14 protein-coding genes are annotated in these 16415 nt (G+C 73.8%); 11 read left to right on the top strand and 3 right to left on the bottom strand.

The window, feature by feature from the left end:
- Positions 1 to 9: 9 nt before the first annotated feature.
- Entirely contained in the window at positions 10 to 1023 is a 1014-nt protein-coding gene (locus SM793_RS34405; RefSeq protein ID WP_320442264.1) for an ArsR/SmtB family transcription factor, read from the bottom strand.
- Between the two features lie 55 nt (positions 1024 to 1078).
- Between SM793_RS34405 and SM793_RS34400 the strand changes: the two genes are divergently transcribed.
- The 3 genes from SM793_RS34400 to SM793_RS34390 all read left to right on the top strand — a co-directional run bounded on the left by SM793_RS34400 (position 1079) and on the right by SM793_RS34390 (position 4345).
- Complete coding sequence (locus tag SM793_RS34400; protein WP_320442263.1) at positions 1079 to 2380, top strand: MFS transporter; 1302 nt, start codon at positions 1079 to 1081, stop codon at positions 2378 to 2380.
- A gap of 174 nt (positions 2381 to 2554) precedes the next feature.
- Complete coding sequence (locus tag SM793_RS34395) at positions 2555 to 3016, top strand: hypothetical protein (RefSeq protein WP_320442262.1); 462 nt, start codon at positions 2555 to 2557, stop codon at positions 3014 to 3016.
- 213 nt (positions 3017 to 3229) lie between these two features.
- Positions 3230 to 4345, top strand: coding sequence for a basic secretory protein-like protein (locus tag SM793_RS34390; RefSeq protein WP_320442261.1), 1116 nt, complete (start codon positions 3230 to 3232; stop codon positions 4343 to 4345).
- Between the two features lie 100 nt (positions 4346 to 4445).
- On the opposite strand, the gene SM793_RS34385 is transcribed toward SM793_RS34390, so the two are convergent.
- Complete coding sequence (locus tag SM793_RS34385) at positions 4446 to 5810, bottom strand: FAD-dependent oxidoreductase (RefSeq protein WP_320442260.1); 1365 nt, start codon at positions 5808 to 5810, stop codon at positions 4446 to 4448.
- A 969-nt stretch (positions 5811 to 6779) separates the two neighbouring features.
- On the opposite strand from SM793_RS34385, the gene SM793_RS34380 reads away from it, so the two are divergent.
- The 7 genes from SM793_RS34380 to SM793_RS34350 all read left to right on the top strand — a co-directional run bounded on the left by SM793_RS34380 (position 6780) and on the right by SM793_RS34350 (position 13998).
- Complete coding sequence (locus tag SM793_RS34380) at positions 6780 to 7913, top strand: phytanoyl-CoA dioxygenase family protein (protein ID WP_320442259.1); 1134 nt, start codon at positions 6780 to 6782, stop codon at positions 7911 to 7913.
- Positions 7910 to 9397, top strand: coding sequence for a DUF6271 family protein (locus SM793_RS34375; protein ID WP_320442258.1), 1488 nt, complete (start codon positions 7910 to 7912; stop codon positions 9395 to 9397). Before SM793_RS34380 ends, SM793_RS34375 begins: the two co-directional genes overlap by 4 nt.
- On the top strand, positions 9390 to 10598 hold the full coding sequence (locus SM793_RS34370; RefSeq protein ID WP_320442257.1) for a type III PLP-dependent enzyme: 1209 nt from the start codon (positions 9390 to 9392) through the stop codon (positions 10596 to 10598). Before SM793_RS34375 ends, SM793_RS34370 begins: the two co-directional genes overlap by 8 nt.
- Complete coding sequence (locus SM793_RS34365) at positions 10599 to 11204, top strand: GNAT family N-acetyltransferase (protein WP_320442256.1); 606 nt, start codon at positions 10599 to 10601, stop codon at positions 11202 to 11204.
- Between the two features lie 48 nt (positions 11205 to 11252).
- The gene (locus tag SM793_RS34360) at positions 11253 to 12545 is read left to right on the top strand and encodes an MFS transporter (RefSeq protein ID WP_320442265.1); all 1293 of its coding nucleotides are present in this window, start codon (positions 11253 to 11255) and stop codon (positions 12543 to 12545) included.
- Positions 12546 to 12605: 60 nt separating this feature from the next.
- Positions 12606 to 12962: a DUF6204 family protein gene (locus tag SM793_RS34355; protein WP_320442255.1), complete on the top strand. Its 357-nt coding sequence runs from the start codon at positions 12606 to 12608 to the stop codon at positions 12960 to 12962.
- A 91-nt stretch (positions 12963 to 13053) separates the two neighbouring features.
- Positions 13054 to 13998 (top strand): hypothetical protein, encoded by a 945-nt coding sequence (locus tag SM793_RS34350; protein WP_320442254.1) that lies wholly within the window; start codon positions 13054 to 13056, stop codon positions 13996 to 13998.
- On the opposite strand, the gene SM793_RS34345 is transcribed toward SM793_RS34350, so the two are convergent.
- Positions 13974 to 14873 (bottom strand): AraC family transcriptional regulator, encoded by a 900-nt coding sequence (locus tag SM793_RS34345; RefSeq protein WP_320442253.1) that lies wholly within the window; start codon positions 14871 to 14873, stop codon positions 13974 to 13976. The two genes, SM793_RS34350 and SM793_RS34345, sit on opposite strands and share 25 nt — an antisense overlap.
- Positions 14874 to 15393: 520 nt before the next feature.
- On the opposite strand from SM793_RS34345, the gene SM793_RS34340 reads away from it, so the two are divergent.
- Positions 15394 to 16374, top strand: coding sequence for a LysR family transcriptional regulator (locus SM793_RS34340; RefSeq protein ID WP_320442252.1), 981 nt, complete (start codon positions 15394 to 15396; stop codon positions 16372 to 16374).
- Positions 16375 to 16415: the final 41 nt, after the last annotated feature.

Here is a 16415-nt window from a genome sequence, read left to right as displayed (position 1 = left end):
ACCGACCGCCTACTCTCCCACCCCACCCCCCAGCCGGTCCCCCAGCGACGTCCGCCGGTAGAGCACCTGCCGCCCGTCCCGGGCCCGGGCGACCAGGCCGTTGGCGTGCAGCACCCGCAGGTGCTGCGAGACGGCACTCGGCGTGACCCGCAGCCGGCGCGCGAGTTCGACGGTGGCCAGCGGCTCGTCCAGCATGGTGAGCAGCCGCGCCTTGGCCGCGCCGACCAGCGCGGTGAGCGCCCGTGCCTCGACGACGGGCGGGCCGGACCAGAGGGTCGCGACGCCCCGGCAGGGGTACGCCAGCGAGGGCGCGCCGTCCGGGCTGAGCGGTGGCGCCGGCTTGTGGGCGAACACGGACGGCAGGAGCAGCAACCCCCGTCCGGAGGCGAGGACATGGTGCCGGCCGATCATGTCGGCGATGTGCAGGACTCCCCGGTGCCAGCGCAGCGAGGGGTGCATGTCGGCGAAGAGCAGGCGGGCGCCGCCGAGGGCGAGCCGGCGGGCGCGGTAGGTCATGTCGGCCTCCAGCAGCAGCCGCATCCCCGGCCACTCCGGCCGCACCGCGATCTCCCAGTAGCGCCGCAGGAGTTCGCACAGCGCGTCGCGCAGCCGGCGGACGGCCGCGTCGCCGGCGCGGTCGAGGGCGCGGTCGAGGGCGGTGCTCAGGGGTTCGGGCGGCGGGTCGGGGAGGTGGGTGTCCAGCAGGTCGCGCCGGACCACCGCGAGGGCGGTGCGGCGGACGACGGCCAACTCCTCCTCGAAGGTCGGCGCGAAGGTCTCCGGGCGGGGGGTGAGGAAGTCCGGCACGGTCCGCCGCGAGGCGACCAGGGAGAGCAGCAACCCGCTGTCGAAGCCGTCGAGTTCACCGAGCGACCGGAGCACTGACCGCCGCCAGGGCAGGTGCAGCGCCGACAGGCCCGGTTCGCGCAGGACGCGCAGGCTGAGCACGGTCTCGTTCAGCGGCGAGAGGGCGAACCGGGTGTCCGCGAGGTCCTCGACGCCCAGCTCGAAGGTGATGACCATGAAGCGCCACGCTACATCGATTGGCAACGGCGCGCCGCCGGGCCAACCTCCGGGTATGACTCGCCGCCTGCTCCTGCTGCTCACCGTCACCTGCGCCGTCGGCGTGGGCACGATCTACTTCCCGCAGGCGATCACCCCGCTGATCGCCGCCGGCCTGGACACTTCCGAGAGTTCCGCCGCGCTGGCGGTGACGTTCACTCAGATCGGTTACTCCATCGGGATCTTCCTCATCGTGCCGCTGGGCGACCGAATACCCAACCGCCGACTGCTGACCACCCTGCTCGGGCTCACCGGCGTCGAACTGCTGGCGGCCGGGTGCGCGCCCACACTGCCCGTACTGCTGGCGGCGAGCGTCGCCGTCGGGACCACCACGGTCGCCGCCCAGGTGGTGTCGCCGATGGCGGCCGGGCTGGTGCCCGCCGACCGGCGCGGGGCGGTGATGGGCACCCTGCTGAGCGGGGCCACCGGCGGCATGCTGCTGGCGCGGACGTTCAGCGGCACGCTCGGCGAGTACCTGGGCTGGCGCGCCCCGTACCTGGCGGCGGGGGTGCTGACGCTGGTACTCGCGGCCGTCCTGACCCGCGCCCTGCCGGACGTCACCGCCGTCGCCCCGGCCGTCCGGCCGCCGTACGGGTCGCTGCTGGTCGAACCGCTCCGACTGCTGCGCGACGAACCGGAGTTGCGCCGCTCGGGCTTCTACCAGGCCATGGTCTTCGGCGGGTTCTGCGCCGTCTGGACCTGCCTGCCGCTGCTGCTCACCGGGCCCGAGTACGGGTTCGGCGCGCAGACGGTCGGGCTGATCGCGCTGGTCGGGGCGGCGACGATGGTCTGCACGCCGTTCGCCGGACGGGTGGTGGACCGCCGGGGCGCCGACCCCGTGAACCTGGCCGGACTGCTCGGCGCCCTCGCCTCGGCGGCGGTCCTGGCGGCCGGGGGCGGGGGCGGCGCGGCGGGCCTGGCCGTCCTGGTAGCCGGTACGCTGCTGCTGGACGTCTCGATGCAGTCCGGCATGATCGCCAACAAGACGCGGGTCTACGAGCTCCGGGCCGACGCCCGCAGCCGCCTCAACACCGCCTACATGACGTTCGGTTACCTCGGCGGGAGCATCGGCTCCTGGCTCGGCCTGCGCGCCCACGCACTGGCGGGCTGGCCGGGCGTCTGTACCCTCCTCGCCGTGCTCACCACCCTCGCCCTGACCCGCCACCTCGTCGAGGCACGCCGTCGCGACGGCGGACCACGACGGGCCGAACAGCGAGCCGGACAGCAGGACGGACAGCACGACGGACAGCAGGACGAGCAGGGGGCCGGACAGCACGACGGACAGCGGACCGGGCGCAAGCGCGAGCCCACCCCATAGCAGACAATCCGGCGCGAACCGGAGCGCACGGTTCTCCTGTCGTTCACGCGACTCGCCTATTAAAGTCGCGTCCATGACAACGATCCGGGGCGGTCACCCACCGGCCTCCCCGGCCGGCATTCGCCCACGCACCCCCACGTACACTCCCACCCACCCCCCGACCGGAGGTCGCCCGTGGCCCGGCTCTACGTCCGTAACGGCATCAACCCCGACGACCCGGACGCGCCCGTGGTGGCGCTGCTCGTCGATCCGGACGGCCCGCCCGGCGAGCGCGCCGTCGCCAAGCTGAGCTGGTACGGGCACGAGGGGGACGGCGCGTTCTTCCTCCTCCCCACCGACGGCTGGGCGGAGCACGCCCTGGACGGGGACCGCCTGACCGTCGCGGTGGCCGCGTACCCGTTCACGCTGGAGCAGATCGGCGCGGACCCGGCGGCGTTCCCGGAGCGTTCGGCCGCCGTCCCCGAGGCGGCCCTGGTCCTGCACGCGGAGGCCGCGGTCGACCCGGCCCTCTACGCCCGGGCCGGCACCGCGACGGCCGTGTTCAACGCCCGCCCCGGGCTCGCGCTGGAGCAGGTGATCGCCTGGGAGGACGCCTGGCCGGTCGTCCTCGCCCCGCCCCCGCCCACCGAGGACTGAGGACCGAGGACCGAGGACAGGGCACAACGGCCCGGCGCGCGAGTCGGGAGTCGGAAGTCGGAGGTCGGAGGTCGGGAGGGCGTCGCGTCGGCCGTACGGCGCCGCCCCCGCCGACGCGTCCGTCGACGGTCCGTCAACCCACCGTGTACGGCGGCGCGGTGACATGACGGGAGGCGGGATCCACCGGGGATCCGGCCGAGAGGGGAACCCGACATGATCAACCGTCGTACGGCCGCCGCCGCGGTCCTGGTCGCCGCGACCGCGGTGTCAGGAACGGCCCTGGGGGCCGGGACCGCGAGCGCGAGCACGACCGACCTGCCGCTGCCGGTCAGCGGCGCCGACTACCGCGTCTCCAGCAAGGCGGGCGGCGCCCTCCAGTGGGACAGCCGTGACAGCGGGTCCAACGTGGTGGTCCGCGACTGGAACGAGGCATCCGCGCAGCAGATCTGGACGATCAGGGACGAGGGCGCCGGCACCTGGTCGGTCAAGGTGCCGGGCACCAACAACGCGATCGACCGCGACATGGGCCGGAACACCGTCGGCGCCTGGAACTACGTGGCCGCGGACAACCAGCGGTGGAGCCTGCAGAACACTTCGCTGGGCGACGGCCGGGGCTGGCTGCTGCGCAACGTCTCGGACCCGAGTCTCTGCCTCGCCCGCGGCGCCGACCTGAACGCGAAGGTGGCCGGCTGCAACACCGGTGACCCGGCGCAGAACTGGAACCTCGACCGGACCAGCGGCACCACCCCGCCGACCCCCGGCCGCCCGGTCATCGACCTGGACTACTCGCGGGCCCCGGACCTCGGCCCGTGGCTCGAGCAGCAGAAGCAGACCATCGCGGACTACTACTCGACGATCTCCAACCTGGCCATCAAGGGCGCGTGGACCCCCGCCCCGCGGTTCCGGATCGTCCTCGACCCGCAGATCACCGACCACCCCGCCGAGGCGCGGCCCGGCGCCGTGCCCGAGATCCACGCGAGCGTCGACTACACCCGCAACAACCGGAACGACACCGGCTTCCTGCTGCACGAGGCCGCGCACGTGGCGTTCTTCGGGCACCCGGGCCGCCCGTGGTGGCTGGAGGAGGGGCTGGCGGACTGGGTGCGCTACTACAACTTCCAGCCCGGCACCGTGCATCCGCTCGCCCCGGGCGACCGGTACGACAGCGGTTACAGCGCCACCGCCCGGTTCATCGACTACGTCGCGAAGACCTACCGGCGGCCCGACCTGGCGTACCTGCTGAACACCAGGGACTACGGCGCCGGCCAGATCTGGGTCCAGGTCACCGGCAAGAGCGCCGACCAGCTCTGGAACGAGATGCCCAAGTAGGCCGACACCGCCCCGGCCCCTCGCCGGGACCGTTGTCCACCCTCGACGGGCCGGGGCGGGGCTCGCTCCGACTCCGAGCGGGGGCCGACCCCGCTCAGGACTACGCCCCGCTGTGCCGGAGCATGTCCTCCCGCTCCACCACCTTGACCCGCTCCCGCCCCTCGGCCGAGCCCAACGCGCGCTCTTGGGCGTCGAGTTCGTACCAGCCCTGCCAGGTGGTGAACCGCACCCCGCGCTCCCGCAGGTACGCCGGGACCGCCTCCGGGTCGGGCTCGACGGCGCCCGGCAGTCGCCCCTCGGCCCGGTCGGCGAGCAGGCAGGCGACGGTCTCGTTGGCGTCGCCCTTGGTGTGCCCGATCAGGCCGACCGGCCCGCGCTTGATCCAGCCGGTCACGTACAGCGCGTCCTGGTGCGACCCGTCGGCGGCGAGCACCCGGCCGGCCGCGTTCGGCACGGTGCCGGAGACCGGGTCGAACGGCAGCTTGGGCAGCTCGTCCGAGTAGTACCCGATCGCCCGGTAGATCGAGCGGACGTCCCAGTCGGTGAACTCCCCGGTGCCGCGGACATTGCCGGTGCCGTCGAGTTCGGTGCGCTCGGTGCGCAGCCCGCTGACCTTGCCGTCCTCGCCGAGCACCTCCACCGGGGACTCGAAGAAGTGCAGGTAGAGGCGGTGCGGGCGGTCGCCGACGTCCCGGATGGCCCAGTTCTCGATGGTCGAGGCGACCATGTCGACGTGCTTGGCGGCGCGCCGCTCGGCGATCGAGCCCTCGTCGTAGTCGATGTCCTCGGGAGCGACGATCACCTCGATGTTGGGCGAGTGGTCGAGCTCGCGCAGCTCCATCGGGCTGAACTTGGCCTGGGCGGGACCGCGGCGGGCGAAGACGTGCACTTCCTGGGCCCGGTTGCGCTTGAGGCCCTCGTACACGTTCGGCGGGATCTCGGTGGGCAGGAGCTCGTCGGCGGTCTTGGCGAGGATGCGGGCCACGTCCAGGGCGACGTTTCCGGCGCCGAGCACGGCGACCTTCTCAGCCTCCAGCGGCCAGGTGCGCGGGACGTCGGGGTGGCCGTCGTACCAGGAGACGAAGTCGGCGGCGCCGTAGGAGCCGTCGAGGCCGATGCCGGGGACGTCGAGCGCGCGGTCGGCCATCGCGCCGGTGGAGAAGACCACGGCGTCGTAGAACCGGTGCAGGTCGTCCAGGGCGAGGTCGTCGGGGTAGTCGACGTTGCCGAACAGCCGGACCTCCGGCTTGTCCAGCACCTTGTGGAGGGCGGTGACGATGCCCTTGATCCGCGGGTGGTCGGGCGCCACACCGTACCGGATCAGACCGAACGGCGCGGGCATCCGCTCGAAGAGGTCGATGGAGACCCCGGGCTGCTGGGCGGCGTCGGACTTCAGCAGGGCGTCGGCGGCGTATATACCGGCGGGGCCGGCGCCGACGATCGCGACACGGATCGGGCGGGTCATCTCGGGGCGATCCTCCGGACGGGGACGGACAGGACGGGGTCGAGCGGCAGAGCGGGTCGAGCGGCACAGCGGGTGTCGAGCGGCACCGTGCCCGGCAGGGCGGCACAGTGCCCGGTGGGGCGGACGGGCGAGGGTGACCCACGTCCACCCAACCCCGCCGGACCTTGCCACTGTAGGCGGTGCCGATCTATGAGCTCATAGAGCGAACCTATGGCCGATCCAGGAACAACGACGCGCCCTGGCGTTCCCTCCGCCACCGTGAGGTCTAGACCGCCCTGCCGCGCACCCTGCCGCTCACCTGGCTCCCGGGCGCCGGGCCCGGACGCACCGCCCGCCCGGCACCACGCGAGCAGTAACGGTGCCCCTCCGGGCGGTCGCCTCCGCCACACCCCTCACACCCTCCACAGCCTCCCCGCAGGCCCCGCCCCGTTTCCGCACCGACACCGGCACGAGCGCCCGCCCGGGACCGCGCCAACCCCACAACGCCGCCGGCCACCAGCCCCTTCGGGCAGCGGCGACTGCCTGAGGGGGCAACGGCGAGCCGGTCCGCCGGACCGCCGCGCCGACCGGCCGTGACCCGCCGGATCCCCGGCTTCCTCGCAGGTCACACCCGGTCGTCCGGCGACCGACGGAGCGTCTCCCGGGGCCGCGGGGACGAGGGTTGACACCGGAAGTTGGTCTAGTCCACCGTAGGGTCACACGCGTTTGACGAGGCCGGAACAGCTGTCGGCACTCCTTGTCCGACGAGCAAACCAGCCGCCTCCTCACTCCCCGTCAGGGCCCCCTCGCCCTCCCCGTTTCCGCCGCCGTTTCCTCCCCTGTCTCCTCCGCCGTCCCCTTCGCCGCGTGCTGAGCCGCGCCCTTCTCCGCGCCCGCCCGACGACCCGTACCCGCGACCCCGCCCCCTCCCTCGCCCGGGCACACGACCGCCACCGATCCGACGCCCCGACCCGACCTTGGAGTGACGTGATGCCGAAGCCCGACGGGTACCTGTATCGAGCCGCTTCGGAGCGCCCGTACTTCAGCAACGACGGCGAGGCCTACCTCGCCGCCACCGCACTGAGGGACATTGAGAAGCAGCGCCCGTTGCGCGTGCTGTCGGAGGAGCAGTTCGCCTTCTGGCAGACGTACGGCTACGTCGTCGTGCCGGAGGCGATCGCCCCCGAGGCCGCGCGCAGGCTGCTCGACTTCGCCTGGTCGTTCCAGGGGCTCGACCCCGAGCGACCCGAAACCTGGTACGAGGAGCGGGACTTCCGGGACGAGCTGGACCAGCACCTGTACATCTACGGCTTCGTCGAGGCCTACCAGCACCAGCTGATGTGGGACAGCCGACAGGCCCGCCGGGTCTACGACGCCTTCGTCGACGTCTGGGACTGCGAGGAGCTCTGGGTCACCCTCGACCGGCTCAACCTCAATCCGCCGAACGTCAAGAACCGCGACCGCGCGCTGATCGAGCCCACCGACAAGGGCTTCGACATCGAGCTGCACTGGGACGTCGACACCACCGCCGGGATACTCCCCCAGCGCGTGCAGGGCATCATCGCGCTCAACGACACCGCGCCGGACCACGGCGGCTTCCAGTGCGACCCCGAGCTGTTCCGCCGGTTCAACTCCTGGCAGGCCGCCCAGCCGGCCGACCGCGACCCGATCCGTCCGGCCGTCGACCGCACCGAGTTCCCCGTCGTCCGGCCCGAGTTGAAGGCCGGGGACCTGCTGATCTGGAACGGCATGCTGGCGCACGGCGTGGCCGCCAACACCTCGGCGAACGGCGTGCGCTCCGTGCAGTACCTGTCGATGATGCCGGCGCTGGAGGAGCACACGGAACTCCGCGAGTCGCGCATCGGCTCCTGGCGCGACCGCTCCACCCCGACCTGGAACCGCACCCTGGTGGGCGACCACGGCCGGCACGAGTCGCTGCGCTACGGCGCGGCCGAACTCACCGGCCTCGGCGCCAGGCTGCTCGGCCTGGAGTCCTGGCACACCGCCGACGCAGAGGCAGACGCCGGCCCCGCCCCCCGCCCCGACGCCGGCCTCGACCCCCGCCCTGACGCCGGCCCCAACACCGCTGATACGAGCCCCGACCCCGGGAAGGACGAGGCATGACCGTGGACATCGCCGCACCCGGCATCTGTCTCGCCCTGCCCACCAACCGGGCCTGCGCCCCCGCCATCGCCGACATCGGCGCCGAAGCCGCCTGGGCCGCCCGCGAGTTCGGCGTCCGGGTGCACCTGCTGATCCTCGACTCGGCCGACGCCGCGACCCGCGCCGGACACGAGAAGGCCGTCGCCGACCTCCCCGCCGTCCCCGGCCTCCTCGTCCACCACCTCGACGAGGAACAGCAGCGCGCCTTCCTCCGAACCGTGATCGACCAGGCCCTCGCCGCAACCCCGGCCCTCGCCTCGACCCCGGCCCTGTCCGCGGCGGCCGGTGCCGACCGGCTGCTCGACCTGATGCTGCCGGACACCGTCTCCTACGGCGCCTGCACCAACCGGGCGTTCCTGTTCGCCGCCGCGCTCGGCTGCACCTCGCTGCACCGCCGCGACTCCGACAGCACTTACCAGGAGCTGGACGGCGAACCGGTGTTCCCGATCCACCACGAGCTGCGCTCGATCGGCCGGCGCGCCGCCGACGCCGCGTCCGGTGTCACCCACCACACCCTCGACCCGGCGCACGCGGGAAAGCCGGTCGCCCTGGTCGGCAGCTCCTTCATCGGCGAACTCTCGGTCGACCTCGGGGAGGTCCGGGCACTGGACCCGGCGGCCTACGAGGAGGTCGTGGGCCTGTGGGCGGCCACCGGTTCCACCGCCGAACAGCGGCGCGAGCTGGTCGCGGACTCGTTCGTCGGCAACGGCACCGACCCGTTCACCCACGACCGTGCCGTGCTCGACCTGCCCGACATCTGGCGGATCGACATGTCCAACATCGCGCTGGACCGCGAGTTGTACGAGCGGGTGCCGCTGCCGCCGGCGACCGACACCATCGGCAGCGACTACTTCCTGCACCACCTGGTGCTCAACGCCGGGCTGCCCGGCGTCACCCACAACCGCAACATCGTCAACCACTACACCCCGGAGCGGCGCACCGACGCCGGATTCCTCGCCTACCAGCTGCGGTTCACCAAGTTCCTGCTCTCGATGCTGTACCTCCACCCGGTGTACGCCGCGCTGGAGTCGGCCGGCGGGGCGCTGCTGGACGAGCACCACCACGTGCGGCCGGCGGCCGTGGCCGGGTTCGCCCGCCTCGCCGCGGGCGAGGACCGGGCGGAGAACCACCGGCGGCTGGCCGTTCTCGACCGCGCCTACCGCGGGCTCGGCGGGCGCTACGCCGACTTCGCCGATCATCTGCTGCCGCGGCGGGAACGCCTGCTGGACGAGGCGCAGGCCGACATCGAGGCGTTCGCCCTGCTCGTCGACGCCTGGCGCCCGCTGGTCGCCGCCGCCCGGACCGTCCCGCCGACGCCGTCGGACACCGGCCTCCTCGCGCCCGCGCCCGCGCCCACCGCCGCAGCCACCCCCACGAGCACGAACACGACCACGCCCGGAAGACCCGACCAACCCACCACCGGCCGGAGCGCAGCCCATGCCTGACCACGGACGCCTGCGCACCGCCCTGGCCGCCACCGAGGACGACCGGATCGTCTACGACCTCGACGGCATCGAGTCCCAGTACGACGCCCTGCTGCGCGAACTGCCGGACGTCGACATCCGGTTCGCGATGAAGGCCTGTCCGGTGGACGAGGTGCTCGACTGCCTGGCCGCCCGGGGCTCCGGCTTCGACGCGGCCGGGCCGCAGGAGATCGTCCAGGCGCTGCGCACCGGCGTGCCGGTCGAACGGGTCCACTACGGAAACACGATCAAGTCCGATCGCCAGATCGCCGAGGCGTACCGGCTCGGCGTACGCGACTTCGCCACCGACAGCCTGGCCGACGTCCTCGCGATCGCCGAACACGCGCCTGGTGCACGGGTGTTCTGCCGTCTCGCCACCACCGGTGAGGGGGCGCTCTGGGGCCTGAGCCGGAAGTTCGGCTGCTCGCCGGCGGACGCCGTGCGGGTGCTGGAGGCGGCCCGGGACGCCGGACTGGTCCCGGCCGGCCTCTCGGTGCACGTCGGCTCCCAGCAACTCACCTCCGAGGCCTGGCAGCAGGCCCTGGAGACGATCGCCTCGGTGGTCGAGGAGGCCAACCGGCGGGGCATCCTGCTGGACCACGTCAACCTCGGCGGCGGCCTGCCCGCCCTCGGCGTACTGGACCGGCGCGGGGAACCGCTCGACCCGCCGGTCGACAAGATGTTCACGGTCATCCGGGAGGGCATGCAGCGGCTGCGCGAGATCTCCGCGGCGCCGCTCGGCTTCCTGCTGGAGCCGGGCCGCCACCTGGTCGCCGACCACGGCGCGATCCGGGCCCACGTCATCCGTCTGACGGACCGTCAGCAACTGGACGGCGGACGGGCGCACTGGCTCTATCTGAGCTGCGGCAAGTTCAACGGCCTGTACGAGATGGACGAGTTGCGCTACCGGCTGGAGTTCCCCACCCACCCCGGCGCCGTGACCGTGCCCGCCGTGATCGCCGGGCCCACCTGCGACAGCGACGACGCCTACGCCGACGAGGGCGCCGGCGTGGCCGTCCCCCGGGACGCCGCCTCGGGCGACCCGGTGTGGATTCTCTCCTGCGGCGCCTACGCCACCGCCTACACCACGCGGGGGTTCAACGGCTTCCCGCCGCTCCCTTACAGCTGCGTCCGGGCGGGCAGCCCGGACGGCGCGCCCCGCCCCGAGGGAGTACCGCAGTAGATGTCCGCGCACCCGGCCGCCCGGCTCCGTACCGCCCAGCTCCGTACCGCCCAGCCCACCACCACCCAGCTCCCCACCACCCGACTCCCCTACGGTGGACGCCTCGACGAGGAACTCCTCGTCCGCCCGCTGGCCGAGCACGACTGGGCCGAGGTGGTGCCGCTGGAGGCCCGCGCCTACGGCGAGAGCGGCCTCTCCGAGGGCGGTGACGCCCTGCGCTCGCGCCACCGGGCCGCCCCCGACCACTGCTTCGCGTTCGAGCACAAGGGCGAGTTCGGCGGCTACCTGCTCGCCCTGCCCTACCCGCTCGGCCACTGCCCCGATCTCGGCAGCGCGGAGTCCCCGGCCCCCGTCGACTCCACCAATCTGCACGCCCACGACCTGGTCGTGACCGAGCGGCTGCGCGGACGCGGCCTGGCTCCGCGCCTGCTCACCTTCCTCGCCGACACGGCCCGCGACCGCGGCTACGCCACCATCTCGCTGGTCGCCGTCCGAGGCAGCGAAGTGCTCTGGGCCCCCCTCGGCTACCTCCCCCACCCCGAGGTACGGCTCCCCGCGAGTTACGGCGACCGGGCCGTCTACATGGCGATGCCCCTCCACCCCTAGCGCCGCCGTTTCCCCTCCCTCCCCCACCCAAGAATCGGACTGATGCACATGCTCCGCGTGCGCGACGACTTCCTGCGGGCGCACCTGGCCATCGCAGCGCTGTTCTGCTTCCTCGGTTTCCAGTACGCGACCTGGGTGTCCCGTCTGCCCGCCCTGAAGACCAGGTTCGAGCTCAGCGACGGCCGGATCGGCCTGCTGCTGATGGCCTCCGGCATCGGCGCGGCCGCCTCCTTCCCGCTCGTCGCCACGATGATGAAGCGGTACGGCTCGCGCACCCTCGCCACGGTCTCCGCGCTCGTCCTCGGCCTGGTCCTGGCCGGCTTCACCCTCGCCCCGAACTTCCCCGTCCTGCTGCTGGTGGCGGCCCTGGACGGCGTCGCGGTCGGCTTCCTGAACGTCGCGATGAACGCCCAGGGCGCCGCGCTGGAGGTCCGCTTCCGCCGCACCGCGATGTCCAGGCTGCACGCCACCTTCAGCGCCGGACTGGGCCTGGCCGCCCTGCTCGCCTCCGGCGTGAACGTCGTCACCACCACGCTGTCCGCGCACTTCGCGATCGCGGCCGCCGTCCTCGCGCTGCTGCTCCTGCTGGCCCGGACCGCCATGCTCGCGGACGAGCCGCAGCCGGCCGCGGCCGACGGGAAGGCCGACGGGAAGGCCGACGGCGAGACGGCGGAAGCGGCCTCCGGTTCCGCCACCGAGGCAGCGCCGCCGAGGCGCCGCGGCATCCCGCTCCCCTCCCGGATCACCATCTGGATGGGCGTCGCGATGGTCTTCGGCACCATCACCGAGGGCGCCATGAACGACTGGTCCGCCCTCTACCTGAAGAACGTCGTGCACGCCTCGCCCCAGCTGGCCCCGCTGGGCATCGCCGTCATCTCGGTGATGATGGTCGTCGCCCGGCTGTTCGCCGACGGTTGGCGCACCCGCTTCGGGGACGGCCTGATCGTCCGGGTCGGCAGCACCGTGGCCGGGCTCGGCCTGGCGCTCGCCCTGCTGGTCGGCGGCGTGGTACCGGCCCTGATCGGCTTCGCCTGCGTCGGGCTCGGCATCGCCGCCGTCACTCCCTGCGTCTACGTAGCCGCCGCCCGGCAGGGGTCCGACGCCCTGGCGCTGGTCGCCGCCACCGGCACCACCGGACTGCTCGCCGGTCCGGCCGTGATCGGCTTCGTCGCCAACGCCACCGGCCTGGCCTGGGGCATGGGCGTGGTCGCGGCCTCGGCACTGGTCGTCGCGCTCTGCGCCACCCGGATCGCCTGGCCCGCCCTCGACGCGCCCCCGGCGCCCACCGCCGCCGCCTCCTCCACCTCCACGCCCGCCGACGCTGCCCTCCACGAGGCCTGACCGACCCGCCCCGGCGCAAAACCCTTCGCCCACCCCCACCCCGCGAACTACGCTCGCCGGATGACCACCCGCACCTTCCGCATTACCGTCCGCGGCGTCTTCGACGGCCTCACCCCCGAGCAGCACGCCGAGCTGCGGTCCAAGGCCGCCGAGCACGACATCCTCTTCGCCGCCTTCACCCCCGAGGGCCACCTCAGCTACGACCTGAACGCCCGTGCGGTCTTCACGTTCCGCTACCAGGACTCCGGCGAGGCCGAGGAGGACATCCTCGACGCCACCGAGCGCGCGGAGCAGTCGGCGCGCGCCTGGCTCGACGAACGCGGCTACGGCCACAAGAACCTCCGTTCCCAGGCCGAGGACCTCTCCCAGGCACCGCTCGGGAAGCGACAGCGCCGCGCGGCCGCCAAGGAGCTCTGACACCCACCGCACCCGTCCCCCCCCACGACACCTCCGCGCCCGCGTCCGAAACGTTCAAGACGGCCGCCCCCGGCCCGCCTACGGTCGAGTCATGACCCGCACCCGCAGCGCACGCCTCACCGGGGCCCGCCTCGACGACGCCGCCCGGTTCCTCTGGACCTCCGGCCGCGTCCTCGAACAGCGGCGCTTCGCCCATCTCTTCGGCGGCGAGAGCGACCCGGCCGGCGTCCTCGCCGCCCTCGACGCCCACCGCTCCACCGACGGCGGCTACGCCTACGGCCTCGAACCGGACGTGCGCGGGCCCGCCGCCCAACCCATCGCCGTCCCGGGCGCGCTGCTCGTCCTGGAGGAGGCCGGCGCACTGGACGACGCCCGCGCCCGGGCGGTCTGCGACTGGCTGGCGGGCGTCGCCGCGCCCGACGGCGGCGTGCCCGTCGTCCTGCCGAGCCTGCGCCCCTACCCGCACCCGCCGTTCGTGCCGGTGCCCGAGGACGGCGAACCGCCGGTCGGCGCACTGCTGTCCACCGGCCAGATCGTCGCCCCGCTGCTCCGCCGGGGCATCGTCCACCCGTGGCTCACCGCCGCCACCGCCTACTGCCGCACCGCCGTCGAGAACCTCCGAGAGACCCACCCGTACGAGGCGGGCGCCGCGATCCGCTTCCTCGACGCCGCCCCGGACGCCGCCTGGGCCCGACGGGAGGCCGCGCGCCTGGGCGCACTGGTCCGCGAGCAGCGGATCGTCCTGCTCGACCCGGCCCGGCCCGAGGACGCCCTGATCTCCCCCGGCTATTCACCGGGCGAGTACCACCTCCCGCACGACTACGCCCGCCGGCCGGACAGCCTGGCCCGCCGCTGGTTCACCGCCGCCGAACTCGCCCGCGGGCTCGACCACCTCGCCGCCGAGCAGCAGCCGGACGGCGGCTGGCCGATCCACTGGGTCCGCTGGTCGGCGAGCACCGAGTCCGAGGCCCGCCCCGGTGTCACCCTCCAGGCACTGCTCACCCTCCGCGCCTACGACGCCCCCGGGGGCGCCTGACCGGGCCGCGCGACCGCCCGGCCCAGCAGAACCGTCGGCGACACCCCCGACCACCGGCGCACCTCCCTCGTGAGGTGCGCCTGATCGGCGTACCCGGCCAGCGCCGCCACCTCCGCCAATCCGGGCACCGCACCGCCATCTCCGCGTCCGCCTCCGCATCCACCTCCACCTCCACCGTGATCGCAGGGCCGTGCCCGGGCCACCGCCCGCCGGAACCGCAGCACCGCGTGCAGGGTCTTCGGCCCGTAGCCGACCGCGTCGGTCACCCGGCGCCGCAACTGCCGCTCCGATAGGCCGAGTTCCGCCGCCAGGTCCGCCAGCCGCACCCCCTTCGGACGCCCCAGCGCGGCCACCGCCCGCTCCACCACCCGGTCCGGGGTCCACCCGGGCACCCGCGAGGCCACGAAGGCGTCCAGCAGGGCCGCGACCTCCGCCGGCCCCCGCACCCGGGCGCGCCGCCCCTCGCCCCACTTCCCACCCGACTCCCCGTCCCGCTCCACAAGACCCACCGCGCGCTGCTCCGCCAGCCGTTCCCCGAGCCGCTCCGCCACCCCCGCACCGGCCACGTCGGCCAACGGCACCTGGAGGTCGCAGAGCTCCCGCGCCGGCATCGCGCCCAGCAGCAGGCCGGCCGCGCCGGGCCGGAACCGCACCCCGGCCAGCTCGGCCCCGCCCGGCACCGGCACGGTCCGCGGCGCGCGGTCCGGGCCGACCACCTCCAGGCCCGCCGCCGACCACACCAGGTCCACACAGCCGTCCGGCACGACCAGTTGCCCGTACTCCGGCCCCACGGCGTTCCGCCGCACCCAGACACAGGCCACCTGCCGCCCGGGGGCGGCACCGGGGGGCCTTTCCGCGTACGAGGAGGAACTCACCCTCCCACTCTCGCTCGAACGCGAGGCCGGTCGCCACCGCGACCGCCAGCCGTCCCCACCACCGCCCGCGGCACCACCGCACCCGCACACCGCCATCCGCCACACCCGCCGGTCAGCCCGGGGCGCGCTCCGGCGCAGGTCTATTGGTATGTACCACCGTCCGATGATCCGGACCGACCGTCACCACTTCCGCACCCCCGCCGCCGGGCCGACCGGTCACGCGGGGGCGTCACCTGGGCGGCACCCGGGAAGCCCGGGCAGCCCACCGCGCCGACGCGGCCGGCGTGCGCCGTCGGCCGGACGAAAGGTAGGCACACGGCCTCCTTGGCAGGCCACCACCAACATGTCATTGTCAATCATCACGTCAGATCCTTCACTCCAAAGGGGAGTTGTCACGATCGACGGTAGATGACCAGTCGTCATGCATCCCCCGGAAACCCTGGTCAGCACTGCTTCCACTTCTGGTCATCCCCGCCCCCACCGCCCCCACCCAGCCGACCGACCACCAGCGGAGAACTTCATGCCGGACCTCGATCTCAACCTGCTTGTCGCCCTGGACGCCCTGCTGGAGGAGGGCAGCGTGACAGGCGCCGCAGAGCGGCTGCACACCTCGGCCCCCGCGATGAGTCGCACGCTCGGGCGGCTGCGCCGGGTGCTCGGCGATCCGCTCCTGGTCCGGGCCGGCCGGGGGCTGGTCCCGACGCCGCGCGCGGTGGAACTACGGGCGGAGGTCAGGGCGCTGGTCAGCCGGGGCCAGTCGCTGCTGGTCCCGCGCGCCGCCGCCGAACCGGCCGACCTCAACCGCCGCTTCACCCTCCAGACCGGGGACGTCCTCCTCACCACTATCGGCGCGACCCTGGTGGAGACGGTCCGCGCCCAGGCCCCGGCCGTCACCCTGCGCTTCCTGAGCGACCACCCGGAGGGCGCCAGCGCGATGCGGGACGGCGTGATCGACCTGGAGGTCGGCGTGACGGACCACCTCGATCCGGAGACCCGCACCGAACCGCTCGCCACCTCCGGCCTGGTGGGCATCGCCCGCACCGGACACCCGCTGACCGTCGGCGCACCCCCCACCGCCGAGGAGTTCGCCACCGCCGATCATCTCGCGGTCTCCCGCAACGGCCGCGGCCAGGGACCGATCGACCAGCGGCTGGCCGAGGTCGGCCTCTCCCGGCGGGTGGTCGCCAGCGTGCCGAGCTACCCGGCCGCGCTCTTCCTGCTCCGCGACAGCGATCTGGTCGGCCTCGCCCCGGCCCGCCTCGGCACCCGGGCGGCCGAGGCCCTCGGCCTGAGCACCTTCCCGCTCCCGGTGAAGATGCCCGAGGTGGTGCTGACCATGGCCTGGCACCCGCGCAACGACCAGGACGCCGGCCACCGCTGGCTGCGCGAGCTGGTCCGCGGCGTCGTCACCGCCCGCGCCGGCGCCCCTCGCCGCACCGTCGGCCTGCCCCCGACCGAAGCCTTCCTGGGCGCCGACCGAGCTGTCCTCAGCTCCCATTGAGCACCCCGGTCGGGGGGGGGGGGGGGGGCCGCCCCCCCCCC

Source organism: Kitasatospora purpeofusca, from assembly GCF_034043715.1.
Lineage (GTDB): Bacteria > Actinomycetota > Actinomycetes > Streptomycetales > Streptomycetaceae > Kitasatospora > Kitasatospora purpeofusca_A.
This window is presented reverse-complemented; position numbering and strand designations above follow the sequence as displayed.